The sequence below is a fragment of the Variovorax sp. CF079 genome, assembly GCF_900101545.1.
Classification (GTDB): Bacteria; Pseudomonadota; Gammaproteobacteria; order Burkholderiales; family Burkholderiaceae_C; genus Variovorax.
Window position 1 is genome coordinate 232,689 of the sequence record NZ_FMZU01000008.1, and the last position, 26,062, is coordinate 258,750.

Here is a 26,062-nt window from a genome sequence, read left to right on the forward strand (position 1 = left end):
CAGGGTGGCTCAACAACAGTTTCATATCGATCGATCATAGTGGAGGCCTATGGCGTGCCAGGGGCGAACGCGCCGAGTTGCGCTACGCTCGCGCCCCGAAGGAGAAGTCTGTTGAAAACGAGAACGACAACGCGTGCCCTCGCGGCCGCCGCACTGGCCTATATCTCTCTCGGCGCCCATGCGCTGCAGATCACCAGCCTCACGCCGCAGGGCGAGGTGGCGCGCATCCGGCAGGTGGTGGCCAAGTTCGACCAGGCGGCCGTCAACTTCGGCGACCCCAAGGCACCCGCTCCGCTGGCCGTGAGCTGCACCGACGCGCAGGCGGCCAAGGGCACCGGTCGCTGGACCGGCGAGAAGCAGTGGGTGTACGACTTCGAGAACGACCTGCCGCCCGGCGTGCGCTGCACGGTGACACGGGTGAGTTCGTTCAAGTCGGCTTCCGGCGCCGACCTCACCGGCCCGGAGCGCTACCAGTTCAACAGCGGCGGTCCCTTCGTGCGCAACCACCAGCCGAGCTACGGCAAGATCGACGAAGAGCAGCAGTTCATGCTCGAACTCAACGGGCCGGCCACGCTCGAGAGCGTGCGCGAGAACGTCTGGTGCCAGGCCGACGGCGTCGGCGAGCGCATTCCGGTCAAGCTCGTCGAGGGCGAGCAGCGCACTGCCCTGCTCAAGGCCTTCAGCCGCGACAAGGAAGCCGAGAAGGCGCCGCTGCGCTTCGTCACGCTGCAGTGCAATCGCACGCTGACGCCGGGCGGCCGCGTGCAGCTGGTCTACGGCAAGGGCGTCGCCACGCCCTCGGGCGTGCTCAACAACATCGAGCGGCGGCTCAGCTTCCAGGTGCGCGAGCCCTTCGCCGTGTCCTTCAGCTGCGAGCGCGAGAGCGCGCAGTCGGCCTGCCTGCCGCTCAAGCCGATGGTGCTGCAGTTCAATGCGCCGGTGTCGCGCAAGCTGGCGGCGCAGATCACGCTCAAAGGCGGCGGCAAGACGATCAAGCCGAAGTTCGACGACGAGAACGCCGCCGAGGATGCGGTGGTCGACTCGGTGAGCTTCCCACCGCCTTTCGCCGAGCAGACGCCCTTCACGATCGAGCTGCCGGCGAAGTTCGTGGATGCCTCGGGCCGCGCGCTGGCCTCGCCCGACAGCTTTCCGCTCAAGGTCGCGACCGGCGCCATGCCGCCGCTGGCCAAGTTCGCCGCCTCGCCTTTCGGCGTGGTCGAGCGCCTGGCCGAGCCCGGCGGCGCGGCGCTGATGCCGGTGACGGTGCGGCGCGTCGAGCCCGCGCTGCAGGTGCAGGCGCTCACCCCGGGCAAGGTCAGCGACATGAACCCGAAAACCGACGCCGAGATCATCGCGTGGTTCCGCAAGGTCCGGCGCTATGACAGCAATTACACGATCGACCGCAAGGAGGCCGCGCGCGACGTGAAGGGTGCGTTGCCCAAGGTGATCGACAAGGACGAGCGCGAGCGCATCCAGACCCGCATGGTCTCGTTGCTCGGCGGCCAGGCCAACGTGAAGACGCTGGACATGCCCAAGGCCGAGGGCGGCGATCCGCGGCCCTTCGAGGTGATCGGCATCCCGCTCGCGCCCGGCTTCCACGTGCTCGAGATCGCATCGCAAAAACTCGGCGACGCGCTGCTCGACGAGCGCTACGGCACCGGCCGCACGATGTACGTGCGCACCACGGCGCTGGCCACCAACCTCGCGGTGCACTTCAAGCTGGGGCGCGAGAACGCGGTGGCCTGGGTCACGACGCTGGACAAGGGCAAGGTGGTGGCCAACGCCGCCGTGCGCGTCTCGGACTGCAACGGCCGCGAGGTGGCCGCGGGCAGCACCGATGCGCGCGGGCTGGTGCAGCTCGCCGGCATCGCGCCGAACGCGCCGAGCTGCTCCACCGAAGACGACTACAGCGGCGACGCTTACTTCGTGAGCGCCCGCGCCAAGGACGACAAGGGCGTGGAAGACCTCGCCTTCACCTGGAGCGACTGGCAGCGCGGCATCGAGCCCTGGCGTTTCAACGTGCCGACCAGCTTGGAGCCGCAGGCCGACCGCGTCGCCCACACGGTGTTCGACCGCACGCTGCTGCGCGCCGGCGAAACCGTGTCGATGAAGCACCTGATCCGCACCCAGACCAGCAAGGGCTTCGGGCTGCCGCAGACCCTGCCGGACACGCTGGTCGTGACGCATGTGGGCAGCGGCCAGCAGTACACCCAGCCGCTCAAGTGGCGCAAGACCGCGACCGGCGGGCAGAGCGGCGAGAATACTTTCGCGATTCCGTCCGCGGCCAAGCTCGGCGTCTACCAGGTCGAGCTCAAGAGCGGCAAGGAAGGCACGGACGGCGACCAAGGCGGCATGCGCAGCTCCAGCACCGGCCAGTTCCGCGTCGAGGAGTTCCGCCTGCCGGTGCTCGAAGGCCGCATCGCGCCCAGCGAGAAGAAACCGCTGGTGGCCGCGACTTCGCTGCCCACCGAGGTGCAGATCAACTACGTGGCCGGCGGCGCCGCGGCCAACCTGCCGGTGCGCGTGTCGGCGGCGGTGCGAGCCAAAAGCCTCTCGTTCGCCGACTTCGACGCCTTCAGCTTCTCGCCGCCGCGCAAGGATGGCCTCATCGCGGTCGACGCCGACGAATCCGATTCGGCCGCCCAGGACCTGCGGGTGATCGCCGACAAGCTGCCGCTCACGCTCAGCAAGGACGGCGCCGGCAAGCTCACGATCGAGAAGATTCCCGTTGCCAAGGCCACGCCGCGCGAGCTGCTGCTCGAAGCCACCTACTCCGACCCCAACGGCGAGGTGCAGACCTTGCGCAGCGTGCAGACGCTGTGGCCCGCGGCCGTGATCGCCGGCATCAAGACCGAGGGCTGGGTCTCGACCAGCCAGAAGCTCAAGTTCCAGGCGCTGGCGCTTGGACTGAGCGGAAAGCCGCAGGAAGGCGTGACGCTCAACGTGCGTGCCATCGCGCGCATCACCACCACCAGCCGCAAGCGCATGGTGGGCGGCTTCTACACCTATGACAACAAGACCGAGGTCAAGGAGATCGGCACCGTGTGCAGCGGCAAGAGCGATGCGCGCGGCCTGCTGCTGTGCGAGGCCGAGCTCAAGGAAGCCGGCCAGGTCGAACTGATCGCCAGCGCCACCGACAAAGACGGCCGCGACAGCCGCGCCGCGAGCTCGGTCTACGTCACGAAGCAGGGCGAGCTCTGGTTCGGCGGCGAGGACCACGACCGCATCGACGTGCTGCCCGAGAAGAAGAGCTACCAGCCCGGCGAGACGGCCAAGTTCCAGGTGCGCAGCCCCTTTCGCTTTGCGACTGCGCTGGTGTCGGTGGAGCGCGAGGGCGTGATCGAGACGCAGGTGGTGCAGCTCAACGGCCAGGATCCGACGGTGAGCCTGCGGGTCAAGCCCGAGTGGGGGCCCAACGCCTACGTGAGCGTGCTCGCGCTGCGCGGCCGGCTGCGCGAAGTGCCGTGGTACAGCTTCTTCACCTGGGGCTTCAAGGCGCCGCGCGAATGGTGGACCGCCTTCTGGTACGAGGGCAAGGAGTACGTGGCGCCGACCGCGCTGGTCGACCTGAGCAAGCCGGCCTACCGGCTGGGCCTGGCCGAGATCCGCGTCGGCACGCAGGCGCATCAGATCGAGGTCAAGGTGTCGAGCGACAAGCCCAGCTATCCGGTGCGCGGCAAGGCGCTGGTCACCATCTCGGCCAAGCTGCCCGACGGCAAGCCAGCCGCCGGCGCCGAGGTGGCGCTGGCCGCGGTCGACCAGGCGCTGCTGGAACTGATGCCCAACGACAGCTGGAAGCTGCTCGAAGCCATGCTGCAGCGGCGCAGCTGGGGCGTGAGCACCTCGACGGCGCAGATGGAAATCGTCGGCCGTCGGCACTACGGCCGCAAGGCCGTGCCCGCGGGCGGCGGCGGCGGCAAGGGCCAGACGCGCGAGCTGCTCGACACCCTGCTCTTGTGGAACCCGGCGGTGGTGCTCGACGCCAACGGACAGGCCACGGTGACGGTGCCGCTCAACGACGCGCTGACCACCTTCAGGATCGTCGCGGTGGCCGACGCGGGCACCGGCCTGTTCGGCACCGGCCAGACCTCGATCCAGGCCACGCAGGACCTGCAGATCGTCAGCGGCCTGCCGCCGCTGGTGCGCGAGGACGACCAGTTCCGCGCCCAGATCACGCTGCGCAATACGACGCAGAAGGCGATGAAGGTCGAAGCCACGCCGCGTGCCACGCTCCTCAAGCTGGAGGCGCAGACGGTCGATATCCCGCCCGGCGAGGCGCGCGAGCTCGCATGGAGCGTGACCGCGCCCGCGCAGCTCGCGCAGACGCGCGCCGAGGCGCTGCTGTGGGAGATCGAGGCCAAGGACACGATCGGCGGCGCGCGCGATGCGCTCAAGCTGCGCCAGCGCATCGTGCCGGGCGTGCCGCTGACGGTGCAGCAGGCCACGCTGGTGCAGCTCGACGGGCCCTTCACGCTCGACGTGGCGCCGCCCGCCGACGCCCTGCCCGGCCGCGGCGGCTTGAAGCTTTCCCTGCAGCCCCGGCTGGCCGAAGGCCTGACGGGCGTGCGCGACTGGTTCGCCGCCTACCCCTATGCCTGCCTGGAGCAGAAGGCCAGCAAGTCCATCGGCCTGCGCGACGGCAAGGCCTGGCAGACGGTGGTGGCGCAGCTGCCGAGCTACCTCGACAGCGACGGCCTGGCCAACTACTTCCCGCCGCGCGACGGTGAAGCCAACCGCGGCAGCGACATCCTGACGGCCTACCTCCTCGCGGCCACGCACGAAGCGGCGGCGCTCGATCCGGCCTTCGCGCTGCCCGATGCGGCGCGCGCGCCCATGGAGCAGGGCCTGATCGCCTTCGTCGAAGGCAGGATCCAGCGCGAGTTCTGGAGCCCGCAGAAGGATCTCGACGTGCGCAAGCTCGCCGCACTGGAAGCGCTCTCGCGCTACGGCAAGGCGCAGGGCCGCATGGCCGGCAGCATCACCATCGCGCCCAACCAGTGGCCGACCAGCGCCGTCATCGACTGGCTCAACATCCTCAAGCGCGTGCAAGACGTGCCGCAGCGCCAGCAGCGCATGGCCGAGGCGGACAACGTGCTCAAGGCGCGCCTGTCTTATCAAGGGACCAAGCTGGTCTTCAGCACCGAGCGCGAGGACTACTGGTGGTGGCTGATGACCAACGGCGACGTCAACACCGCACGCCTGCTGCTCACCGTGCTGGACGATCCGGCCTGGAAGGACGACATCGGCAAGCTCGCCACCGGCTTCATCGGCCGCCAGCAGAACGGCGCGTGGCACACCACCACCGCCAACCTGTGGGGCGGGCTGGCGCTGGAAAAATTCTCGAAGCAGTTCGAAAGCGCGCCGGTCGCGGGCATCACCGCGGCCAACCTCGGCGCCATCAAGGCCCAGGTGGACTGGCGCAAGGTCGAGCGCATCAAGACCAGCGACGCCGGCGGCGCGCCGAACCAGACCACGGCCTTCGGCGCCCCCGCCTCGCCGGGCAACCTGCGCAACAACGCCATGTTCCTGCCCTGGCCGGCATCGAACGCGGCGCGCGACACTTTGCTGGTCACGCAGTCCGGCAGCGGCAAGCCCTGGCTCACGCTGCAGTCCATCGCTGCCGTGCAGCTCAAGGCGCCTTTCGCGGCCGGCTATGCGATCAAGAAGACCATCACCCCGGTCGAGCAGGCCGTGCAGGGCATCTACACGCGCGGCGACGTGCTGCGCGTGAGCCTGGAAGTCAACGCCAGCGCCGACATGACCTGGGTCGCGATCACCGACCCGATCCCCGGCGGCGCCACCATCCTCGGCGGCGGCCTGAGCCGCGATTCGCAGATCGCGACGCAGGGCGAGAAGCGCTCCGGCGCCGGCTGGCCGGCTTTCGAGGAACGCAGCTTCGAGGCCTTCCGCAGCTACTACCAGCACCTGCCGAAGGGGGTGGTGAAGATGGAGTACACGGTTCGCCTGAACAACGTCGGGGACTTTGCGCTGCCGCCGAGCCGGGTCGAGGCCTTGTATGCGCCGGAGATGTTCGGGGAGGTGCCGAATGGGCGGGTGAAGGTGGAGGCGGCGAAGTGAAGAGTGGCCCGCGCATGCCGACATGGCGCCCTGAGCAAGCCCCATGAAGCTCACAGTCCTGCCCCTCACGCCCGAGCGCTGGCCTGACCTCGAAGCGCTGCTCAATGCCAAGGGGTGCTCGGTGGCTCGTGGGTGCTGGTGCATGCACTACCGCCGAAGCGGCGCTCAAGGAGCCTTGCCCTCAGGGACAACGCGTGCTCAGGCCGATCGCGCGGACCTGAAAGAACTCGTGGACGCCGGCACGCCACCAGGCCTCATCGGCTATCGCGGCAAAGTCCCGGTCGGCTGGGTATCGCTCGGCCCACGCGAGGAATATGCCAGGCTCAAGCGCTCACCCGTGATGAAGGCGGTCGACGACCGGCCCGTCTGGTCGATCATCTGTTTCGTTGTGCCATCCGAGCATCGCGGCCAGGGCGTGGCGCAGGCGCTCCTCGACGGAGCCATTGCCTACGCCAGGAAACAGGGCGCCAAGCTGCTCGAGGCCTACCCCGTGGACAAACCCGGCCGGGCCAATGACGATCAGATGTGGTTCGGTGCCAAGTCGATGTACGACCGCGTGGGCTTCAAGGAAGTTGCGCGTCGCAAGCCGCAGCGGCCCGTCGTGCGCCTCAAGCCCACTTGAGCCGTCAACGTCTCAGGTGCCTCAAGTTTCCGCGTTGAGTTGCCGGCCTCCCGGCAATTGAGCAAGAATTCCTGCGATCGAAGGAGAACGCAAATGCCAAAGGGATACTGGATCGCCCGGGTCGACGTCGCCGACACGGAGGCCTACAAGGCTTACGTCGAAGCCAATGCAAAGCCTTTCAAGATGTTCGGGGCGCACTTCCTCGTGCGCGCCGGCCGCTTCGAGAATCCCGAGGGCACCAGCCGCACGCGCAACGTCGTGATCGAGTTCCCGTCGTACCAGGCTGCCCTCGACTGCTGGAAGTCGGCCGAGTATCAGGAAGCGCTCAAGTTGCGTGTGCCTGTTTCCACCATCGACCTGGTCATCATCGAGGGCTACGACGGTCCGCAACCGTCTTGATGCCAGGGCCGCATGTGACCCGGCCAACCTGTCGTTTCAGCGAATCACCTCGTCCGATCGGTTTCCGTTCGCAGGCCGATTCGTTCGCGGCTGAAGGCTTCTCGCTCGTCCCGGACGTGCTGCGGGCAGAAGAATGCGAATCCATCTCTGCCCACTTGCAACTCAGCACACCCTCAGGCGGCACGCGTTGCCTGCTGCCGCAATCGTGGTGCACCTCGCTGGCGCGGCGCCTTCGCCAGCACATGGCCCCATCCTTGCTGGTTCCGACGGAGCATGTTGCCGTCCAATGCACGTACTTCGAGAAGTCCCTCGCACACAACTGGCTGGTGCCCATACACCAGGATCTCAGCATTCCCGTCGCTGATCGGGTCGACGAACCAAGCCTTCGCGGCTGGTCGGAAAAGGAGGGATCGCTCTTCGTTCAAGCGCCTGTCGACCTCCTGGAGCAATTGGTCGCCGTGCGCGTCCATCTTGACGCCTGTACAGCGGATGACGGCCCTCTTCGTGTTGTCCCTGGTTCGCATCTTCACGGCCGCATTGAGCCCAACGTTGCCGTTCTCACCCGCAACCCAGCCACAGAGATGAGGTGCCAAGCCGAGCAAGGAGCGGCCCTCGTCATGCGCCCCCTGCTGTTGCACGCGTCGTCCAAGGCCGCAGGCAAGAGCCGCCGTCGCGTCCTACACTTCGTCTTCGGCCCGCGTTCACTCCCGCATGGTCTGCGGTGGCAGTATGCGGTCTAACCCTTCCAACAGGCGGACCTGTCTCGGCGATCCGGGTCGGGCCGCTCTCCTCGATCGCTAGGTGCATCAATCGTGGCAACGCCTGAATCCATTCATCGTCTGTTGTCGGTGGCTGCCACCTTGCTCGATCATGCGGCGAGCGAGATTCGCGACGCAAAACTCGCACCGGTGCGAGAGAACATCGAACGGGTTGGCGAGGCCTTGGCGGAGATCAGCGAGCTACGACAACGGGTCTACGAAGTCGCGCCGGAGCTCATGCCGGAGTACCTCAAACAACCCAGCGAACACTCTGAGTCGAACCGCCTGCTGACGCGGTACATGTTCCAGGCATCGGAGTATGAGCTCGCCGGAGATCTCGAGAGCGCTGTCGAAACCTTCCAGGAGTACATCACCCTCGAGGAGTCAGCATTTCACCGAGACATCGCTGCGGGGGAAATCGAACGGCTGCGGAATGCAACAGGCACCACCCGTCCTATCAATCAAGCAAACGCCCAGCGGCGCCGCTTGCGTCAACCCTTAGGCGCTTTCTTCACACCCCTCATGAAAGCACCCGCACCCATCGTCGCAACCGGCGGCTGCTTCTGCGGAGCAGTCCGGTTCCGCTGTGGGGGCACACCACGAAGCGTCGTCCAATGCCATTGTGGGCAGTGCCGTCGTTTGAGCGGCGCCGCGTTCACCACCTGGGTGAGTTTCGCCAAGGAAGCACTCAGCCTCTCAGGGCAGGCTTCTCTTTCAGTCTTCCAGGCCACCGAGAATGTCACGCGCCACTTTTGCAAGGTCTGCGGCTCGCACGTCTACACCAGCGACGCTCGCTTCTCCAATGTAGTTGGCGTTCCCGCGGGCGCTATCGAGGGCGAGCTACCGGCCAAACCCTCCGCTCACTACTTCGTCAGCCACAAGGCAGCATGGCACACCATCAACGATGCCTTGCCTCAGTTCGGAGGAGAGTCAGGTTTCGAGCCACAAGATGCCTGAACTTCTTTCGATAAGAACGCCTGCCTTCGATCTTTCCTCCACTTCACCTCGATGGATACCCCATGACCCGAAAACTCATCAGCTCCGGTTCCACCTTCGAAGAGCAGATCGGCTACTCGCGCGCCGTCGTCGATGGCGACTGGGTGTTTGTTTCAGGCACCACGGGCTTCGACTACGCAACGATGACCATCTCGGACAGCGTGGTCGAGCAGGCCGAGCAGTGCCTGAAGAACATCGAGTCCGCGCTGCAGCGGGCCGCTGCGAACATGAAGGACGTGGTGCGTGTCACCTACGTGCTGCCGAACGGCGCCGAGTTCGAATCATGCTGGCCGGTGCTGCGCAAGTACTTCGGCGAGGTGCGCCCGGCGGCGATGATGATCTCTGCCGGGCTGGCGGACCCGCGCATGAAGATCGAGATCGAAGTCACGGCCCGGAAGCGTTCACAAGCCTGAGGCCGGCAGTCGCAGCTCACGCAATTCTCATGAACCCCATCACGCTCCACGCACTCGAAAGCTTCCCACAACAACTGGAGGCGCACTACGCCGCCATTCCGGCGGCGTTCAAGCACTGGGCACCGCCGTCCTGGGATGGCGTGCCCAGCGAAGCATTTACCGCCATCGAGCAGGTCTGCCATGTGCGCGACATCGAGATCGAGGGCTATCACGTGCGCTTCCAGCGCACGCTGAATGAGTCCAACCCCTTGCTCGCATCCATCGAAAGCGAAGAGCTTGCCAAGTCGCGCTCCTACGCCACGGCCGATACGGCCGCCGTCTTCGCCTCTTTCAGGGAGGCACGCACGAAGACCCTCGCGCTCATCACCGGTCTGACCGACGAACAGTTCGATCGCACTGCAATGTTCGAAGGCTACGGCCCGCTGTCGCTGCGCAGCCTGGTGCACTATCTTTGCAGCCATGACCAGCAGCATCTGGCGGGCCTGCAATGGCTGCTTGGAAAGATCGAAGCCTCGCGTGTTCACGCCAGTTGACGCTCACCCACCGAAAGAATCCATGTCGAATATCGCCTCCCCCAAGCAAATCGCTGCTTCGCTCACCGAGTTCTGGTCGCCGCGCGTCGTCGCGGAGGTCGACGACGCCTACATCAAGGTCGCCAAGGTTCACGGCTCGCTGGCCTGGCACAGCCATGAGAACGAGGACGAGCTCTTCCTCGTGCTCAAGGGTCACTTGCGCATCGAAATGGAAAGCGGCCCGGTCGAGCTCGGCGAAGGCGAGATGTTCGTCGTTCCCAAGGGCGTACGCCACAACCCGGTGGCCGAAGAGGAATGCCATCTCATGCTGATCGAGCGCAAGTCGACGCTGCATACGGGCGATGTCGTGACCGAGAAGACCCGCTCGCTGAGCGAGCAGTTGCGTCCCGTGTGAGCAACCGAATCACTCCCCATGCATGACGAAGATTGGTCTGTAGCCTGCGTGGCGCTTCCCGGCGAATCACGCGTCGCTCGCGCGTACGCGACGACGGACCTGGCCGACGCCTACGCGGTCCGCCTGCCGAATGATGCGATCACCGATCCCGAGCTGCTTGCGCGTTTTCTCTTCTCCCAGCAAGCGCCGTGGATCGCAGGTCTGATGCGAATCCGTGATGCGCTCGTTGCCGGCTTCGGCCTCAAGACATCAGGCCAGCTGAAAGGCCCTTCTGCCGGTTCGCGCAACGACAAGCGCATCTCGATCTTCAAGATCTATGAGAAGGGCACGCACGAAATCCTGCTGGGCGAAGACGACAAGCACCTGGACTTCCGGGTGTCGGTGTTGCACCAGACGCGGACCGTCGCCACGGAAAGCGCGCCCTACCTGGTCGTGTCCACCGTCGTGCATTGCCACAACCTCCTGGGGCGCACGTACATCCGGCTCATCGCACCCTTCCATCGATTGGTGGTTCAGTCCATCATGCGCAGAGCCGCTCGTGCCGGGTGGCCGGCTCTTTCGCGAACCGAGTGAGGGGTAGCCCGCACATGACGGACTTCTACGACGAACTCGCTCCCTTCTATCACCTGATCTACCAGGACTGGGATGCCAGCGTTCGCCGGCAAGGCGAGCAGCTCTCCAAGCTCATCGAGTCCGAATGGCCAGGCCACAGGAGCGTGCTGGACGTGTCCTGCGGAATCGGGACGCAAGCCATCGCGCTCGCAGAGCGTGGCTATTCGGTGACCGGCTCGGACCTGTCCGCCAAGGAGATCGAGCGAGCAGGACATGAAGCGCGCGCCAGGAAGATCGATATCGATTTCTCGGTGGGCGACATGCGCGAGGCGCACGCTCTTCACGGCTCGCGCTTCGACCTGGTCATCTCGTGCGACAACTCCGTGCCGCACCTGCTCACCGACGATGATCTTCTGCTTGCGTTCCGGCAGATGTTCGCTTGCCTGCGCACGGGTGGTGGATGCATCATTTCCGTCAGAGACTACGCGCTGGAAGCGCGAGGCAAGAATCTCGTCAAGCCCTATGGCGTTCGCACCGAGAACGGCAAGCGCTATCTGCTGTTCCAGGTCTGGGACTTCGTGGGCGAGCACTACGACCTGAGCTTCTTCTTCATCGAGGAAGATCTCTCCACTCTGGAAGTCGAAACACACGCCATGCGGTCGAAGTACTACGCCGTTTCCATCGACAAGCTCTGCGAGCTGATGCACGAAGCCGGCTTTCAGGACGTCAAGCGTGTCGATGGGGCTTTTTATCAGCCCCTCGTGATCGGAACCAAAGCCACCGAGCAGAACCGCCTGCCCAACAGGAGTGAAGAGTGAACCCCCAGATGATCCTGGTCGCCGGCCCCTACCGTTCCGGCACGAACGACGACCCTTTGCTCATCGCCCGGAACGTCGCGGCGATGACCGAAGCCTCGCTCCAGTTGTTCCGCGCCGGCCACCTGCCCGTCATGGGCGAGTGGTTCGCGCTTCCGCTCATCGAGCACGCGGGCTCCAAGCGCATTGGAGATGCCGTGTTCAACGAGATCTTCCACCCCATCTCGCGCAGGCTGGTCGCCCAGTGCGATGGCTGCCTGCGCATCGGCGGTGCGTCTGCGGGCGCCGACGAGATGGTGGCCCTCGCCAGGCAGCACGGAAAGGCCGTGTACTACGCGCTCGAGGAAATACCCGGTGCCGACACGCCGCTATGACATCGCCGTGGGTGGTCTCGTCATCCTGATCGCGGCCTTCTATTTCATCTACGCCGCGCTCGGTTCCTACGTGCGGCAGTCGCAAGCGCATTCCTCCTTCATCCCCGTCGGCGCAACGGTCGTCGAGGCCTCGGTTCGATCCAGCGGCAGCACGGCGGCCACGCATGGCGAATCCTTCTCGCCGCGCATCGTCTACCGCTACAACATGGGCGGTAAGGCGTACCAGAGCGATCGCTACTTCTTTGCCGGCGACGGATGGCGCGATGCCGCTTCGGTGGAGGCGGTCGTGGCGCGCTTCCCGGTGGGAAGCTCGGTGCATGTGTATGTGGACAAGGCCGATCCCACGCAGGCCGTGATCGACAGAAGCAAACCCCGGCTCGGCGTGCTGCTGTACCTGCTTCCCATCGCAGCTCTGGGGCTTGGCTTTTTGGCCTACGGCTTGCGCAAACGAAAAGAGACGCGCTAAAACGCGGGGCGTGATGTCCCTCGACCGCTTCGCGCTTATCACTGTACTGGCGGCCATGCTCACCGCATGTGCGCCGATGCACGGCACCGGCTGCGCAAGCGGAGAGCAGGCGCTCGTCCACGATTCGCTGTTCTTCGGTACCGGCAAACCCCGCGGCGGCGTGGTGACGCCCGCGGAATGGGCCGAGTTCCTGAAAGGCACCGTCACACCGCGCTTTCCGCAGGGCCTGACCGTGTCGCCCGCGTCAGGGCAGTGGCGCGGCGCCGATGGCGCGATCGTTCAAGAGGCGTCGCAGGTGCTCCAGCTCATTCATCCCGACGACACGGCCAGCGAGAGCGCCGTGCAGGAACTCGTCGCGGCGTACAAGGCGCAGTTCCAGCAGGAGGCCGTGCTGCGCGTCAAAGCAATGGCCTGCGTATCCTTCTAGACTTGAAGACCGAACTCATGGAGCGACCATGTGCAGAAACATCAAGACGCTGTTCAACTTCGAACCTCCCGCGACGGAAGATGAAATACGGGCTGCGTCCCTGCAGTTCGTGCGCAAGCTCAGCGGCTTCAACAGCCCGTCCAGGCTCAATCAGGAGGCTTTCGACCGCGCGGTGGAAGACGTCGCGACCGCGGCCCGCGTCCTGATCGAGTCGCTGGTCACCACCGCCGATCCGCGCGACCGCGAGATCGAGGCCGAACGGGCGCGCGCCAGGTCGGCGAACCGATTCGGGGCGCAGCTATACCGGCCCTTGAAGGAAGCTTCATGAACTTCGGCATCCTGGTCTTCGAGCAAGTCGAGGAGCTCGACTTCGTGGGTCCGTGGGAAATGCTCACCATGTGGAGCCGGCACGCCGACGGCCCGCAGAACTGCCTCATCGTGAGCCAATCGCCCGGGCCCGTCACTTGCGCGAAGGGCTTGTCGATCACCCCGCATGTGTCCTTCACCGATTGCCCCGCGCTGGACTACCTGCTCGTTCCAGGGGGTCAAGGCACGCGCCGGGAAGTCAACAACCCCGTGTTCGTCGACTTCGTCGCCCACCAGGCAAAGAACTGCAGAGCGGTGATGTCGGTCTGCACCGGCGCCTTCGTGCTGCACGCGGCCGGCCTGCTCTCGGGCAGGAAGGCAACGACGCACTGGGGCTCGCTGGAGCGCCTGCGCGCGCTCGGCGATGTCGAGGTGCTTGAGCAGCGCTACGTGCAGGACGGCAAGGTCTGGACGTCGGCGGGCGTTTCCGCCGGTACCGATCTGATGCTCGCCTTCATTGCCAGCGAAGCCGGTGAACAGGCTGCCGGCAAGGTGCAGTTCGGCGCGGAGTATTACCCCTCTTCCACCAGGTACGGCGGCTACGAGAATCATGCGCAGGCACCGGCCTACATCAAGAACACGAGAGCCGCCCCATGACAGCCCAGCCGCTCCCCTCCGTCGAAGCCGTCCAGCATATCCTGAACCCGCTGTTCCCTGGCCTGATGGGCGTGCGCATCGTCGCGCTCGAAGCGGAGCGCGTGGTGGCCGAGCTCGCCGTGCGGCCCGATCTCTGCACCACCGGCGCCATCCTGCATGGCGGGGCCTACATGGCCTTCGCCGACACGCTCGGCGCGGTCGGTACCTTCATCAACATGCCGCAGGGCAAGCGAACGACGACCACGGACTCAAGCACCAAGTTCATCGGCGGCGCGCGCGCGAACACGACGATCACGGGCGAATGCCTCGCCCTGCACCGCGGGCGGACCACCATGGTGTGGCAGACGACGATCCGCTCCGCCGAAGGCAAGCTGTGCGCCGTCGTCACGCAGACGCAGCTGGTCATGGATGCCTAGCGGCAGAGCTTCATGAAAGGCGCATCCGTCGTCGTGAGATTGCTCGGTCCCGAAGAGGCCGAGGTGCTTGCGAACGTAGCGCCGGACGTGTTCGACTTCGATGTGCAGTCGAAGCTTGCCGAGGAGTTTCTGAACGATCCGCGGCACCATCTGGCGGTCGCGCTGGATGGCGAGCAGGTCGTGGGCATGGCTTCCGGCGTCCACTACATCCACCCCGACCAGCGTGCGCAGCTCTTCATCAACGAGGTCGGCGTCGCGCCCAGCCACCAGCGCCGGGGCATCGGCCGCCGGCTGGTCGCGGCATTGCTTTCGCGCGCCAGGGCGCTGGGCTGCACCGAAGCCTGGGTTGCCACGGAGCCGGATAACGAGGCGGCTCGCGGCCTGTACGCGGCGGCGGGCGCCATCGAAGATCCGGAGCCCTTCGTCCTCTACGCTTTTCCGTTGAACCAGAAAGGACCTTGATGCGCACGCTGATCTTCATCGTCGGAGGGTTCGTGCTTCTTGCGGCATGCCTGGGTGTGGCCAAGCTCCTGTCCAACGGCCTCGCGGATGCCATGCGCACGGCGACCATTGCCTTCGTGGCGCTCTGGTTCGTGATCGCCGCGGTCAACATGTGGATCGGGGTGGCGAAGGCCGGCTACTCGGTGGCCGAGGAGCTGCCGATCTTTCTGCTGATCTTCGCCCTGCCGGCGGTCGCCGCCGTGCTCCTCAAGTGGAAAGTCCTTTGAGACTGCCATGAACCAGGAACTCTCACGACTCGCGGCCGAACTCGGCATCGATGCGCAGCAGCACGAGCCGCTTCGCCTCGCCTTCGGTCTTGCCTGTGTTCGCCGCGTACAGCACCTGCTCGAAGACCCCAGAGCGATCGACGGCGTCTCGGTTCTGGCGGCCTTTGTCGAAGGCCGGTCGGATCGGGCCGCGCTGCTCCAGGCCGCGCAGGAGAGCGCGGCCGTGGCCAACAGCCATCGCGGCTCCAACTCGATCGACGGCTCGGCCCATGCGGCAGTCTCCGCGACCTACGCCGTGGCCAAGGCACTTGCCGGACAGGCTCTCGAAGCGGCGGGCTATGCTGCCTATGCCTCGGTCTATGCCTATGGCGGCTATGCGGTCAACGACCCGACGGCCTTCGAAGCCGAGCACACTTGGCAGGTTCAAACACTCAGGGAGCTGGCTCACTCGTGCACCTCAGGTTGAGGCGCGCACCATGGAGGTCCACTCATGATTTCGCGTCACTGGCGAGGCTTGGCGAAGCCGGCCCAGGCAGATGCCTATGTCGAGCATCTGCGCATCGAGACCTTTCCGGCGCTGAACACGATGCCCGGATTCATCAGCGCATCGATATTGCGTCGCTCCCAGGCGCTGGGTGTGGAGTTCCTGGTCGTCACCCAGTGGGCATCTCTCGAGGCGATCCACGGTTTCGCGGGCGAGGATGCGGAGACGGCTGTCGTTCCCCGGAAAGTACAGGACATGATGGTGGAGTACGACCGAAGCGCTCGCCACTACGAAGTGGTGTTGTGAAGGAGGCGGCATGGACACCGATCTGGACAACATGTCGCGCGACCAGCTGGTCGCCGAAGTGAAGAAGTTGCGCCATGGCATCCGCGAACATCGCGACAGCACGGGCCACGAGCTGTGCTGGCATCACCCGGCCTTGTGGGCGCTGCTGCCCGAGCGCTCGGATCCGGTCCCTGTCGTGCCCGACTGGCCACAGTTCCTCCGGGGCTGCCTGCGCTACCGCGAATCGCTGGACAAACAGCTTCCGCAAGCGCCCCGTAGCAGCGAACCCTACCGAGACTGACATCTGCAAGAAAAGGAGACTTCGTGCCAAACCCCTCTGTTCTCGAAGGCGGCTGCCAATGCGGCTCGGTTCGCTACCGCATCACGGGCGATCCGGTGATGGCGGCGCTGTGCCATTGCTCGATGTGCCGGCGCGCGAACGCGGCGCCGGCCGTGGCCTGGGCGATGTACCAGGAATCGCAGGTGGTTTTTCCCGACAACGGGCCGGCCCTCTACGAGTCGTCGCCGGGTGCGCGCCGCGGTTTCTGCGCGCGCTGCGGCACGCAGATCAGCTTCACCGCGGACTACATTCCGGGGCTCATGGACATCACGATCGGGAGCCTGGACGACCCCGGCCGGGTGCCGCCCACGCTCCACTACTGGGAGTCGAAGCGCCTGCCCTGGGTGCACTTCGCCGACCCCCTGCCCCGCTACCCGGAGTTTCCGCCCACGGAGTAGGCAGTATCCCTGCGTCAAGAAGGAGAGCAATCATGACAGTCCTGGTTACCGCAGAAGTCCAAGGCCAAACCCGGCAGGGTTACGAAGGCATGTTCAGCGCACTCTCCGACGGTCTCAAGCAGGCGCCGGGGTTCGTGCTTCACACCGCGCATCCCATCGAAGGGGGCTGGCGCATCATTGAAGTGTGGCAATCGAAAGCCGAGGCGGATCAGTTCTTCGCTAAGCAAGTCGCCCCTCACCTGCCGCCTGGAATTCACCCCAAGCGTTCAATCCAGGAGCTTCACAGCCTGCTGAGGTCTTGATCGACGATCGATCAATAGCGGTACGGATTCCACGGCCGGCTGTCGTAGCGATTCGGCACACCGTCTCCATCGCGATCGCGGTCGTAGCGGTTGGGTATGCCGTCGCGGTCCCTGTCGCCGTAGCCCTGTCCCGGCGCGCCGTGATAGCGCGGCGGCGGGCGGCCGCTGTCGTAGGGGACGGCCACGCAGCCGGCCAGGGTGGCGGATGCAACGAGCAGTGCGAGCAGTGTTTTCATTTGGTTCTCCTTGAGTTTCGGTCAATCGGGTAGCCCCGACGAAGCCATCATCGGCTGCGCCGGTGTCCGGCCGGTATCCGCCCTTCGCCTTTGCGTGAAGCTGGTTACCGGATGTGCCCATCCAAGATGCTCAGTACGCCGCGCTGCCGCAACCGGCGCGGGCACCTGTTCGCGAGTAGGCCCAGACCGCTTTCATGCATCGGCATGCAACTTGCGGCGCTTCGAAAAGCAACCCGGAGGCATCGATGAACACCCGCTACCCCGGCCCGCTGCCCGCGCACGGCCGCTTCGACTACCAGCCCATCACGCGCCGTGTCGATCATGCGTGGCCGAATGGCGCGCGGCTCGCGGTCTATATCGGCTTCAACCTCGAGCACTTCGCCTTCGGCGAAGGCATGGGGGCCTGCATCGGTCCTGCGGCGCCGCATCCCGACGTGCTCAACTACGCGTGGCGCGAATACGGCAACCGCGTGGGCGCGTGGCGCTGCCTCGAACTCTTCGACAGCCTGGGCCTCGCATCGAGCACGCTGCTGAACACCGCTCTCTATGACCACTGTCCCGAACTCGTGGCGGCCTCGGTCGCGCGCGGCGACGAGCTCATCGGCCACGGTCATACCAATTCCGAGCGCCAGGCTGACATGGATGAAAGCGCCGAAGCCGCCCTGCTCGCGCAGTGCCGCGCACGCATGCGCGAGGAAAGCGACCGGGCGCCGGTGGGCTGGCTTTCGCCGTGGATTTCGGAAAGCCGACTCACGCCCGACCTGCTCGCCGAGGCCGGCTACGGCTACACGCTCAACTGGTGCCACGACGACCAGCCGGTGCCCATGCGCACGCGCAGCGGCCGCACGCTGTGGTCGGTGCCCTACCCGCAGGAGCTCAACGACATCCCGATGATCGTCGCGCGCCAGATGGACGCCAAGGACTTCGCGCAGATGATCATCGACAACGCCGACGAGATGCTCGAACAGTCGCGCCGCCAGCCGCTGGTGATGGGCGTCGCGCTGCACCCCTACATCGTCGGGCAGCCCTACCGGCTGCGGCACCTGCGCCGCGCGCTGTCGCACCTGGCGCGCATGCGCGACCGGGGCGAGGTCTGGTTCACCACGCCAGGCGCGATCTGCACGCACGTGCAGCAGGTGGCCGCCGGCTAGGACGCGGTGGCTGGCTGTGGCAAGCTAGCGGCCCCATGCCACGCACTCGAGCCGCCCTGCTGGCGCTGACAACACTGCTTGCCGTCCTCGCCGGCGAGGCGCAGGCATTTGCCAGCTTCGACGAAGTGCGGCGCGAGTTCCGCCCCTCGGACACGCGGGTGCTCGACCGCAACGGCGAGCTGCTGCAGCGCGTGCGCACCGACCCGCAGGTGCGCCACGGCCAGTGGATCGCGCTGGCCGAGGTGTCGCCGGCCCTGCGCACGGCCATGGTGCTGAGCGAGGACAAGCGCTTCTACGCGCACAGCGGCGTCGACTGGCGCGCGATCTCGGCCGCGGCCTGGGGCAATGCGTGGAACACGCGCACGCGTGGCGCATCGACCATCACGATGCAGCTCGCGGGCCTGCTCGACGACGATCTGCGGCGCGGCAGCGGCGGGCGCAATCTCACGCAGAAGCTCGGGCAGACCGTGGCGGCGCAGCAGCTGGAGCGCAACTGGCGCAAGGACCAGATCCTCGAGGCCTACCTCAACAGCGTGCCCTTCCGCGGCGAGATCGTCGGCATCGATGCCCTCTCGCGCACGCTGTTCGGCAAGGCGCCGCACGGGCTCGACGCGCGCGAGGCGGCGGTGGCGGCGGCGCTGGTGCGCGCACCCAATGCGAAGCCGGCGCTGGTGGCGCAGCGCGCCTGCGAGGTGTTGCGGGCGATGGAAGCGGGCACCAAGGTGGATTGCGAGGCGCTGGATATGTTTGCGAGTGCGGCTTTGCAGCGCAAGGCCTTCGAGGCGAGCGAAGGAATCGCACCGCATCTGGCGCGCCGCGCCCTCACCCCAACCCTCTCCCAGAGGGAGAGGGAGCAAGACGGGATCCGCACGACGCTGCGCGCGCCCTTGCAGCGCTTTGCACTTACCACGCTGCAACGCCACCTGCGCGAGCTGCGCGGCCGCAATGTCGAGGACGGCGCGCTGGTGGTGCTCGACAACGCGAGCGGCGAGGTGCTGGCCTGGGTCGGCTCCTCGGGCGAGCTGAGCCGCGCGGCCGAAGTCGACGGCGTGCTCGCGCAGCGCCAGCCGGGCTCCACGCTCAAGCCGCTGCTCTATGCGCAGGCCATTGCCGAACGGCGGCTCACGGCGGCCTCGCTGCTCGACGACTCCTCGGCGCAGATCAGCACCGCGAGCGGGCTGTATATCCCGCAGAACTACGACCGCCAGTTCAAGGGCCATGTGTCGGTGCGCACCGCGCTGGCGGCCTCGCTCAACGTGCCGGCCGTGCGCACGCTGGTGATGGTGTCGCCGGCCTCCTTTGCGCGCCAGCTGCGCGCGGTGGGCTTGCCGCTGGCGCAGAACGGGGACTACTACGGCTACAGCCTGGCGCTGGGGAGTGCGGAGGTGTCGCTGCTGGGGTTGACGAATGCGTATCGGACGCTGGCGAATGGAGGGAGGGTTGGGGAGACGCGGTTCTTGATGGCGCGCGTGCCCCCATCCCCGCCTTCCCCCAGAGGGGGAAGGAGCGACAGCCCTGCGATCGATCCGCGTGCTGCGTTCATCGTGGGCGACATCCTCAGCGACGCCAATGCGCGCGCCCGCACCTTCGGCCTCGACAGCGTGCTCGGCACGCGCTTCTGGAGCGCGGTGAAGACCGGCACCAGCAAGGACATGCGCGACAACTGGGCCATCGGCTGGTCCGAGCGCTACACGGTCGGCGTGTGGGTCGGCAATGCGAGCGGCGCGCCGATGTGGGATGTGAGCGGCACCAGCGGCGCGGCGCCCGTGTGGGCCGAGCTGATGGGCTTTCTGCATCGCAACGAAGCCAGCCGCACGCCCGCGCCGCCGCCCGGCCTGGTGCGCTCGCGCGTGCGCTTCGGCGACGAGCTCGAAGCGGCGCGCGACGAATGGTTCATTGCGGGCACCGAGCAGCCGCTGTTCGCCATCCCCGGCGCCGCGGCCGAGTCGGCGCCGCGCATCACCGCGCCTTCGGACGGCACCATCATCGCGCTCGACCCCGACATCCCGCCGCGTCACCAGCGCGTGCGCTTCGAAGCCGAAGGCCGTGGCCTGCAGTGGCGCATCGACGGCAAGCTCTTCGCGCGCGGCAGCAGCGCACAGTGGCTGCCCTGGCCGGGCCGGCACGTGGTGGAGCTTGTGGATGCGCGCGGCCAGGTGCTCGACCAGGTCAAGCTCGAGGTGCGCGGCGCCGGCGTCGTGGCCAACGCCAAGCGCTAGGGCGGCAAGCTGATCCTGAGGGCGCTCAGGACACCGGTGTGCGCCAAAACCCTGAACCGCGTGTCCTACGCCGGCTTGGGGCATTTGCGCACCCTGGCGTCGGACGATCCATACGAAAGTCGCGCCGACACGACTTTCTCCCGCCGAAAACGGCCATATGCCTGCCTTGTCGCCTTCAATCGAGACCAGAACAATGGCTGACGTCAGCAGACCCCTCGACCTGGGCGTCGTCACGGACGCTGACTACCGCCTCATGGTGGATACGATCGCGGACTACGCGATCTTCTTTCTCGACCCCGGCGGCATCGTTCTCAGCTGGAACACCGGGGCGAAGCAGCTCAAGGGCTACCAGGCCGAAGAGGTGATCGGGCGCCATTTCTCGATGTTCTATCCCCCGGAGCTGCTGGAGAAGGAGTGGCCCCAGCACGAGCTCAAGGTCGCGGCCGAGGTGGGGACGTTCGAGGACGAGGGCTGGCGGCTGCGCAAGGACGGGACGCGCTTCTGGGCCAGCATCGTCATCACCCGGCTGACCGGACCGGACGGGTCGCTGCGCGGTTTTTCGAAGATCACCCGGGATCTGACAGAACGCCAAAGACAGCATGACCTGCTTCGCACCAGTGAAGAGCGCTTCCGGCTGATGGTGGACGGCGTCAAGGACTACGCGATCTTCATGCTCGATCCCGGCGGCTATGTCGTCAGCTGGAACACCGGGGCGAAGGCCAACAAGGGATACGAAGCCGGGGAAATCATCGGCCGGCATTTCTCGGTCTTCTATCCGCCCGAGGTGGCCGCGACGGGCTTCCCCGACAAGGAGCTCGAAATAGCGCGCGAGGTCGGACGATACGAGGACGAGGGTTGGCGAGTGAGAAAGGACGGCAGCCGGTTCTGGGCCAGCGTCGTGATCACCGCGCTCTTCGACGCGACCGGTCGCCACCGGGGATTCGCCAAGGTCACGCGCGACTTGACCGAGCGCCGGCGTGCGTCCATTCTCGAGGACGAAGGACGGCGGATCACGACCTTCCTGGCGATGCTGGGGCATGAACTGCGCAACCCGCTCGCACCGATCGCCAACGCGCTGGCGATCGTCGAACATCCGAACGCGGAGGGCGGGACGCTGAAGAGAATGTCCGGCATCATCTCGCGTCAACTCAAGCAAATCACGCGGCTCGTCGACGACCTGCTCGATGTCGGCCGGATCACGAGCGGCAAGATTCACCTCGAAGCCAAGCCGGTGAAGCTCTCCGAGGTGATCGCGGAAGCCGTCGAGACCGTGAAGCCGATGGCCGACACCAAACGGCATACGCTTGCGCTCGACACGCCCGCCAAGGACCTATGGATCAGCGGCGACCGTGCCCGCATGATCCAGGTGGTCTGCAATCTGCTGAACAACGCCGTCAAGTTCACGCCGGGCGGCGGGCACATCAAGGTCCGCCTGCAAGCGGCGGGCAGCGATGCGGAGATCAGCGTGAGCGACGACGGGCCCGGCATTCCGCCCCAGCATCTGCCTCGAATCTTCATGATGTTCGCCCAGGGCGATCAGGACGTTTCCCGCTCGCAGGGAGGGCTGGGCCTGGGGCTCACGCTCGTGCAGCAGCTCGTGACGCTCCATGGCGGCGAGATCAGCGCTTTCAGCAAGGGTGTGCCGGGCCAGGGAAGCGAATTCGTCATCCATCTGCCGACCATCGCGGCGCCTCTGGAGATGCGCAGGGCCGATGGGCCGGAAGCCGGCAAGCGGGTTCTCATCGTCGACGACAACATGGATGCGGCGGAGACGATGTCCGTCCTGGTCGACAACCTGGGCTACGTCACCAGCACCGCCTTCGACGGGTATGCGGCGCTGGAGGCGATCAAGAACGAGCAACCCGACCTGGTGCTGATGGACATCGGCTTGCCGGGCCTCAGCGGCGTGGAGGTGGCCCAAAGGGTTCGCCGCGAGGTCGCCAATCCTCCGGCCTTGATCGCGGTCACCGGGTATGGACAAGCGTCGGACCGGGATACCAGTTTCGACGCCGGCTTCTATGCCCACCTCACCAAACCCATAGACGTTCGGCAACTGGAAAGTCTGCTCGGACGCCTGCTCGACAAGCCCTGACGCCTTGCGCTTCGACGCCGATCGTCAGTAGGTCTTGTACGGCAGGAACTTCCCCGACAACACCACATTCACCCGATCCCCCTTCGGATCGGCCTGGCGCTGGATGTCCATGCTGAAGTCGATCGCGCTCATGATGCCGTCGCCGAACTCTTCGTGGATCAGTTCCTTGATCGTGCTGCCGTACACGCTCACGACTTCGTACCAGCGGTAGATCAGCGGATCGGCGGGCACCGGCGTCGGCAGCGAGCCCTTGTAGGGCACGACCTGCAGCCACTTCTGCTCCTCGGGCGTGAGGCCGAAGATCTTGCCGACGATCTTGGCCTGCTTGTCGTCGAGCGTCATCTGTCCCAGGCAGGCGGCCGTCGTCCATTCCTTCGAGAGGCCGACCTTCTTGGCCACGTCGGCCCACTGGATGCCTTTGGCCACCTTGACGGTGATGATCTTTTCGGTGATGTCGTTGCGGTTCATGCGGATGCTCCTGATTGAAATGGGTAAAGGGCTCACGAGGCCTTGGCCCGCGTGACGAGAAAGTCGACGATGTGGTTGCGCAGCGCGTAGTAGCCGTCAAGGTGATGCAGCCCCGCGCGCGTGCGCTCGCGCGGCAGCGGGTTGACCACGGTCTCGGCGATGTTGCCGGGTCTATAGCCACCGGCCGTTTCCGTGCCGTTGCTCATCAGCAGGATGCGGTCGGCGAGAAGAATGGCCTCGTCGACGTCGTGCGTGATCATGAAGACGGTCTGCTGCGTCTGCCGCACGATGCTCATCAGCTCGTCCTGGATCGAGCCGCGCGTCAACGCGTCGAGCGCGCCGAAGGGTTCGTCGAGCAGCAGCATCTTGGGCTGGATCGAGAAGGCGCGTGCGATGCCCACGCGCTGCTTCATGCCGCCCGAGAGCTGCGAGGGTTTCTTGTCGATCGCGCCGTCGAGGCCGACCAGCGCGACGAACTTGCGCACCTGCTCGTCGACCTGCGCGGCCGACCAGTCGGGCCAGCGCGACTGCACTGCGAAGGCGATGTTCTTGCGCACCGTGAGCCAGGGCATCAGCGCATGGCTCTGGAACACCACGCCGCGCTCCAGGCTCGGCCCGGCCACCTCGCGGCCGTCCATGAACACGTGGCCGCCCGACGCAGTGTCGAGGCCCGCGAGCACGTTGAGGATGGTGGTCTTGCCGCAGCCCGAGTGGCCGATGATGCAGACGAACTCGCCGCGGTCGAGCGTGAAGGACACGTCGGCGAACACCGGCTTGCCGGGCACGAAGGACTTCGAAAGCGATTCGATGCGCAGAAAGCCGGCGCCGGGGCGAGCCGCAGCAGCGTTGGTTGTCATGGCGAGGGCCTGGAAAGAGCGATCACTCCACATAAGTGACTTTCTTCTGCAGGCCGGCGAACGCCAGGTCCAGCAGCATGCCGACGACACCGATCACCAGGATCGCGAAGATCACGTTGGTGAGCGAGAGGTTGTTCCACTCGTTCCACACGAAGTAGCCGATGCCGGTGCCGCCGACCAGCATCTCGGCCGCCACGATCACCAGCCAGGCGATGCCCATGCTGATGCGCATGCCGGTGAGGATGGTCGGCGCGGCCGCGGGCAGGATCACGCGGAAGGCGCGGCGCAGCGGCTTCACTTCCAGCGTGCTCGCGACGTTGAGCCACTCGCGCTTGACCGAGGCCACGCCGAAGGCGGTGTTGAGCAGCATCGGCCAGACCGAGCAGATGAAGATCACGAAGATGCCGCTCACCGACGAGTCCTTGATGGTGTAGAGCGCGAGCGGCATCCATGCGAGCGGCGAGATCGGCTTCAGCACCTGGATGAAGGGATCGAAGGCCTTCTGCAGCAAGGGCGACATGCCGATCACGAAGCCCAGCGGCACCGCGACCAGGCAAGCCAGCAGAAAGCCCAGCCCCACGCGGCCCAGCGACCAGGCGAGCTGGATCGCGATGCCCTTGTCATTGGGGCCGTTGTCGTAGAAGGGATTCGACAGGTGCTTCCACGCGGTGGCACCCATCTCGCCCGGCGTCGGGAAGCCCGCCGACTTCACCTGGCCCGGATCCTTGCCGAGCATCTTCTGGTACTCGATCTGCTCGGCCGACATGCCGGCCTGCGAGGCAGCGCCGCCTGCGGACATCGTCGCCACCTGCCATACCGAGAGGAACGCGGCGAAGAGCAAGACCGAGAGCAGCGCCGCCTTGAGGTTCATGACCTTGTGCATGGCGTCAGGCCATCTTGCTGATCGCGAAGCTCTTGACGTAGTCCTCCGGCTTCGCGGGGTCGAACACCTTGCCCATGATCGTGAACTTGGGATAAGCGCCTTCGGGCGGCGTCTGGCCCAGTTCCTTCATGTGCTTCTTGGCATCCGTCAGCAGGAACACCTTCTCGGCGATCTGCCTGTAGTTGACCTCGCCCTTCACATAGCCCCAGCGCTTCATCTGCGTGAGCATCCACACCGCCATCGACTGCCACGGGATCGGATCGAAGTCAGCGCGATCGGGCACTGTCCTGATGTTGCCCAGGCCGTCGGCGAAGCGGCCGGTGAGCACCTGCGTGAGCACGGTCTCGGGCTGGTTGAGGTACTGCGCCGGCGCGATCACCTTGGCGATGAGTTCGCGGTTCTTCGGATCGCGTGCCATCGCCGAAGCCGTGAGCACCGAGCGGTAGAGCGCGGCGAAGGTGTTGGGGTTCTTCTGGATGAACTCGGTCGAGCTGCCGAAGGCGCAGCAAGGATGGCCGGCCCACAGGTCCTTGGTGAGGATGTGCAGGAAGCCGATTTCCTCGAACACGGCGCGCTGGTTGAAGGGGTCGGGGCCGAGATAGCCGTCGATGTTGCCGGCGCGCAGGTTGGCCACCATCTCGGGCGGCGGCACCACGCGGATCTGGATGTCGGTGTCGGGGTTGAGGCCCGCATCCGCCACGTAGTAGCGCAGCAGGAAGTTGTGCATGCTGTACTCGAAGGGCACCGCGAACTTGAAGCCCTTCCACATCTTCGGGTCGCGCTTGTCCTTGTGCTTGTTGGCCAGCGTGATGGCTTGGCCGTTGGTGTTCTGGATCGTCGCCACGTTCATCGGCACCGCGTTGGAGCCGGCGCCCATCGAGATCGCGAGAGGCATCGGCGACAGGAAGTGCGTGGCGTCGTATTCCTTGTTGAGCATCTTGTCGCGGATCAGCGCCCAGCCCGCCGTCTTGACCACTTCGACGTTGAGTCCCTGCTTCTGATAGAAGCCCAGCGGGTGCGCCATGATCAGCGGCGTGGCACAGGTGATCGGGATGAAGCCGATCTTCAGATCCTTCTTCTCGAGCGGGCCTTTCTCCTGCGCCATGGCCTGCAGCGCGCCCAGCGGCAGCACCGACATGATCGCGGCGCGCGCGGTGCTGGCGCCCACCGCGCGCAGGAAGTTGCGGCGCACGCTGTCGACCGGGAACAACGCCTTCATGAGGCTGGCCTCGAGCTTGGCGTTCGAGTCTTCGATGGCGCCCACGTGCTCGCCGGGCGCATGGTCGCGCCCGCACGCGCAGCGCATCACCAAAGGCCGGTCGGCGTCGTAGGGGTCGCAGGCATTGGCGTCAGGCAGTAGGGACATGGTGCACCTCGTTGAAAAGATGCAGCAGCGATGCAAGGGCCGGGCCG

At 66.0% G+C, this 26,062-nt stretch carries 31 protein-coding genes; 26 read left to right on the plus strand and 5 right to left on the minus strand.

Features of this window, described 5'->3' with window-relative positions; genetic code table 11:
• The first annotated feature begins 153 nt into the window (after positions 1-153).
• The 23 genes from BLS74_RS13115 (at position 154) to BLS74_RS13225 (ending at position 16,743) form a co-directional block, all read left to right on the plus strand.
• Positions 154-6,078, plus strand: coding sequence for an alpha-2-macroglobulin family protein (locus tag BLS74_RS13115; RefSeq protein ID WP_093106860.1), 5,925 nt, complete (start codon positions 154-156; stop codon positions 6,076-6,078).
• Positions 6,079-6,121: 43 nt separating this feature from the next.
• A complete protein-coding gene (locus tag BLS74_RS13120; RefSeq protein ID WP_093106731.1) occupies positions 6,122-6,700 on the plus strand; it encodes a GNAT family N-acetyltransferase in 579 nt (192 codons plus the stop codon).
• A gap of 93 nt (positions 6,701-6,793) precedes the next feature.
• Positions 6,794-7,099 (plus strand): DUF1330 domain-containing protein, encoded by a 306-nt coding sequence (locus BLS74_RS13125; RefSeq protein WP_093106734.1) that lies wholly within the window; start codon positions 6,794-6,796, stop codon positions 7,097-7,099.
• On the plus strand, positions 7,099-7,839 hold the full coding sequence (locus BLS74_RS13130; RefSeq protein WP_093106736.1) for a phytanoyl-CoA dioxygenase family protein: 741 nt from the start codon (positions 7,099-7,101) through the stop codon (positions 7,837-7,839). Before BLS74_RS13125 ends, BLS74_RS13130 begins: the two co-directional genes overlap by 1 nt.
• A gap of 72 nt (positions 7,840-7,911) precedes the next feature.
• A complete protein-coding gene (locus tag BLS74_RS13135) occupies positions 7,912-8,814 on the plus strand; it encodes a GFA family protein (RefSeq protein WP_139191677.1) in 903 nt (300 codons plus the stop codon).
• Between the two features lie 62 nt (positions 8,815-8,876).
• The gene (locus BLS74_RS13140) at positions 8,877-9,266 is read left to right on the plus strand and encodes a RidA family protein (protein WP_093106742.1); all 390 of its coding nucleotides are present in this window, start codon (positions 8,877-8,879) and stop codon (positions 9,264-9,266) included.
• Positions 9,267-9,295: 29 nt separating this feature from the next.
• A complete protein-coding gene (locus BLS74_RS13145; protein ID WP_093106744.1) occupies positions 9,296-9,799 on the plus strand; it encodes a DinB family protein in 504 nt (167 codons plus the stop codon).
• A gap of 22 nt (positions 9,800-9,821) precedes the next feature.
• Positions 9,822-10,193, plus strand: coding sequence for a cupin domain-containing protein (locus tag BLS74_RS13150; protein ID WP_093106747.1), 372 nt, complete (start codon positions 9,822-9,824; stop codon positions 10,191-10,193).
• A gap of 18 nt (positions 10,194-10,211) precedes the next feature.
• Positions 10,212-10,766 carry a DUF2867 domain-containing protein gene (locus BLS74_RS13155; protein ID WP_093106749.1) on the plus strand — a complete coding sequence of 185 codons (555 nt, stop codon included), beginning with the start codon at positions 10,212-10,214 and terminating at the stop codon, positions 10,764-10,766.
• 14 nt (positions 10,767-10,780) lie between these two features.
• Positions 10,781-11,563 (plus strand): class I SAM-dependent methyltransferase, encoded by a 783-nt coding sequence (locus BLS74_RS13160; protein ID WP_093106751.1) that lies wholly within the window; start codon positions 10,781-10,783, stop codon positions 11,561-11,563.
• On the plus strand, positions 11,560-11,934 hold the full coding sequence (locus tag BLS74_RS13165; RefSeq protein WP_212733658.1) for a DUF4406 domain-containing protein: 375 nt from the start codon (positions 11,560-11,562) through the stop codon (positions 11,932-11,934). The genes BLS74_RS13160 and BLS74_RS13165 overlap by 4 nt, the downstream gene beginning before the upstream one ends.
• Complete coding sequence (locus tag BLS74_RS13170) at positions 11,915-12,400, plus strand: DUF3592 domain-containing protein (RefSeq protein WP_170855589.1); 486 nt, start codon at positions 11,915-11,917, stop codon at positions 12,398-12,400. The genes BLS74_RS13165 and BLS74_RS13170 overlap by 20 nt, the downstream gene beginning before the upstream one ends.
• A gap of 13 nt (positions 12,401-12,413) precedes the next feature.
• Positions 12,414-12,827, plus strand: coding sequence for a DUF3574 domain-containing protein (locus tag BLS74_RS13175; RefSeq protein ID WP_093106760.1), 414 nt, complete (start codon positions 12,414-12,416; stop codon positions 12,825-12,827).
• A gap of 28 nt (positions 12,828-12,855) precedes the next feature.
• Positions 12,856-13,155 carry a DUF2277 domain-containing protein gene (locus BLS74_RS13180; RefSeq protein ID WP_093106762.1) on the plus strand — a complete coding sequence of 100 codons (300 nt, stop codon included), beginning with the start codon at positions 12,856-12,858 and terminating at the stop codon, positions 13,153-13,155.
• On the plus strand, positions 13,152-13,790 hold the full coding sequence (locus BLS74_RS13185; protein ID WP_093106765.1) for a DJ-1/PfpI family protein: 639 nt from the start codon (positions 13,152-13,154) through the stop codon (positions 13,788-13,790). The genes BLS74_RS13180 and BLS74_RS13185 overlap by 4 nt, the downstream gene beginning before the upstream one ends.
• The gene (locus BLS74_RS13190; RefSeq protein WP_093106769.1) at positions 13,787-14,206 is read left to right on the plus strand and encodes a PaaI family thioesterase; all 420 of its coding nucleotides are present in this window, start codon (positions 13,787-13,789) and stop codon (positions 14,204-14,206) included. The genes BLS74_RS13185 and BLS74_RS13190 overlap by 4 nt, the downstream gene beginning before the upstream one ends.
• A gap of 12 nt (positions 14,207-14,218) precedes the next feature.
• Entirely contained in the window at positions 14,219-14,668 is a 450-nt protein-coding gene (locus BLS74_RS13195) for a GNAT family N-acetyltransferase (protein ID WP_093106772.1), read from the plus strand.
• Positions 14,668-14,934: a hypothetical protein gene (locus BLS74_RS13200; RefSeq protein WP_093106775.1), complete on the plus strand. Its 267-nt coding sequence runs from the start codon at positions 14,668-14,670 to the stop codon at positions 14,932-14,934. The genes BLS74_RS13195 and BLS74_RS13200 overlap by 1 nt, the downstream gene beginning before the upstream one ends.
• Positions 14,935-14,941: 7 nt before the next feature.
• Positions 14,942-15,400, plus strand: a complete 459-nt coding sequence (locus BLS74_RS13205) for a hypothetical protein (protein WP_093106777.1) — start codon at positions 14,942-14,944, stop codon at positions 15,398-15,400.
• Positions 15,401-15,424: 24 nt separating this feature from the next.
• Positions 15,425-15,724 carry an antibiotic biosynthesis monooxygenase family protein gene (locus tag BLS74_RS13210; protein WP_093106780.1) on the plus strand — a complete coding sequence of 100 codons (300 nt, stop codon included), beginning with the start codon at positions 15,425-15,427 and terminating at the stop codon, positions 15,722-15,724.
• 10 nt (positions 15,725-15,734) lie between these two features.
• Positions 15,735-16,004, plus strand: coding sequence for a hypothetical protein (locus BLS74_RS13215; RefSeq protein ID WP_093106783.1), 270 nt, complete (start codon positions 15,735-15,737; stop codon positions 16,002-16,004).
• A gap of 23 nt (positions 16,005-16,027) precedes the next feature.
• On the plus strand, positions 16,028-16,441 hold the full coding sequence (locus tag BLS74_RS13220) for a GFA family protein (protein ID WP_212733659.1): 414 nt from the start codon (positions 16,028-16,030) through the stop codon (positions 16,439-16,441).
• 32 nt (positions 16,442-16,473) lie between these two features.
• A complete protein-coding gene (locus tag BLS74_RS13225; protein ID WP_093106785.1) occupies positions 16,474-16,743 on the plus strand; it encodes a hypothetical protein in 270 nt (89 codons plus the stop codon).
• Between the two features lie 11 nt (positions 16,744-16,754).
• On the opposite strand, the gene BLS74_RS13230 is transcribed toward BLS74_RS13225, so the two are convergent.
• Positions 16,755-16,979, minus strand: coding sequence for a thrombospondin type 3 repeat-containing protein (locus BLS74_RS13230; protein WP_093106788.1), 225 nt, complete (start codon positions 16,977-16,979; stop codon positions 16,755-16,757).
• Between the two features lie 245 nt (positions 16,980-17,224).
• Here BLS74_RS13230 and BLS74_RS13235 point away from each other — a divergent pair, with 245 nt between their 5' ends.
• The 3 genes from BLS74_RS13235 to BLS74_RS13245 all read left to right on the plus strand — a co-directional run bounded on the left by BLS74_RS13235 (position 17,225) and on the right by BLS74_RS13245 (position 22,441).
• Entirely contained in the window at positions 17,225-18,130 is a 906-nt protein-coding gene (locus tag BLS74_RS13235; RefSeq protein WP_093106791.1) for a polysaccharide deacetylase family protein, read from the plus strand.
• Positions 18,131-18,165: 35 nt separating this feature from the next.
• Positions 18,166-20,349 carry a penicillin-binding protein 1C gene (gene pbpC, locus BLS74_RS13240; protein ID WP_093106793.1) on the plus strand — a complete coding sequence of 728 codons (2,184 nt, stop codon included), beginning with the start codon at positions 18,166-18,168 and terminating at the stop codon, positions 20,347-20,349.
• A gap of 193 nt (positions 20,350-20,542) precedes the next feature.
• Positions 20,543-22,441 (plus strand): PAS domain-containing hybrid sensor histidine kinase/response regulator, encoded by a 1,899-nt coding sequence (locus tag BLS74_RS13245; RefSeq protein WP_093106796.1) that lies wholly within the window; start codon positions 20,543-20,545, stop codon positions 22,439-22,441.
• Between the two features lie 24 nt (positions 22,442-22,465).
• Here BLS74_RS13245 and cynS read toward each other — a convergent pair whose 3' ends face one another.
• Genes cynS through BLS74_RS13265 form a run of 4 tightly spaced genes read right to left on the minus strand, consistent with a single transcriptional unit; the run spans position 22,466 to position 26,015 of the window.
• Entirely contained in the window at positions 22,466-22,909 is a 444-nt protein-coding gene (gene cynS / locus BLS74_RS13250; RefSeq protein WP_093106799.1) for a cyanase, read from the minus strand.
• Positions 22,910-22,941: 32 nt separating this feature from the next.
• A complete protein-coding gene (locus tag BLS74_RS13255) occupies positions 22,942-23,766 on the minus strand; it encodes an ABC transporter ATP-binding protein (protein WP_244503860.1) in 825 nt (274 codons plus the stop codon).
• Between the two features lie 22 nt (positions 23,767-23,788).
• The gene (gene ntrB / locus BLS74_RS13260) at positions 23,789-24,649 is read right to left on the minus strand and encodes a nitrate ABC transporter permease (protein ID WP_093106804.1); all 861 of its coding nucleotides are present in this window, start codon (positions 24,647-24,649) and stop codon (positions 23,789-23,791) included.
• A gap of 4 nt (positions 24,650-24,653) precedes the next feature.
• Positions 24,654-26,015, minus strand: coding sequence for a CmpA/NrtA family ABC transporter substrate-binding protein (locus tag BLS74_RS13265; protein ID WP_093106806.1), 1,362 nt, complete (start codon positions 26,013-26,015; stop codon positions 24,654-24,656).
• Between the last annotated feature and the right edge of the window lie 47 nt (positions 26,016-26,062).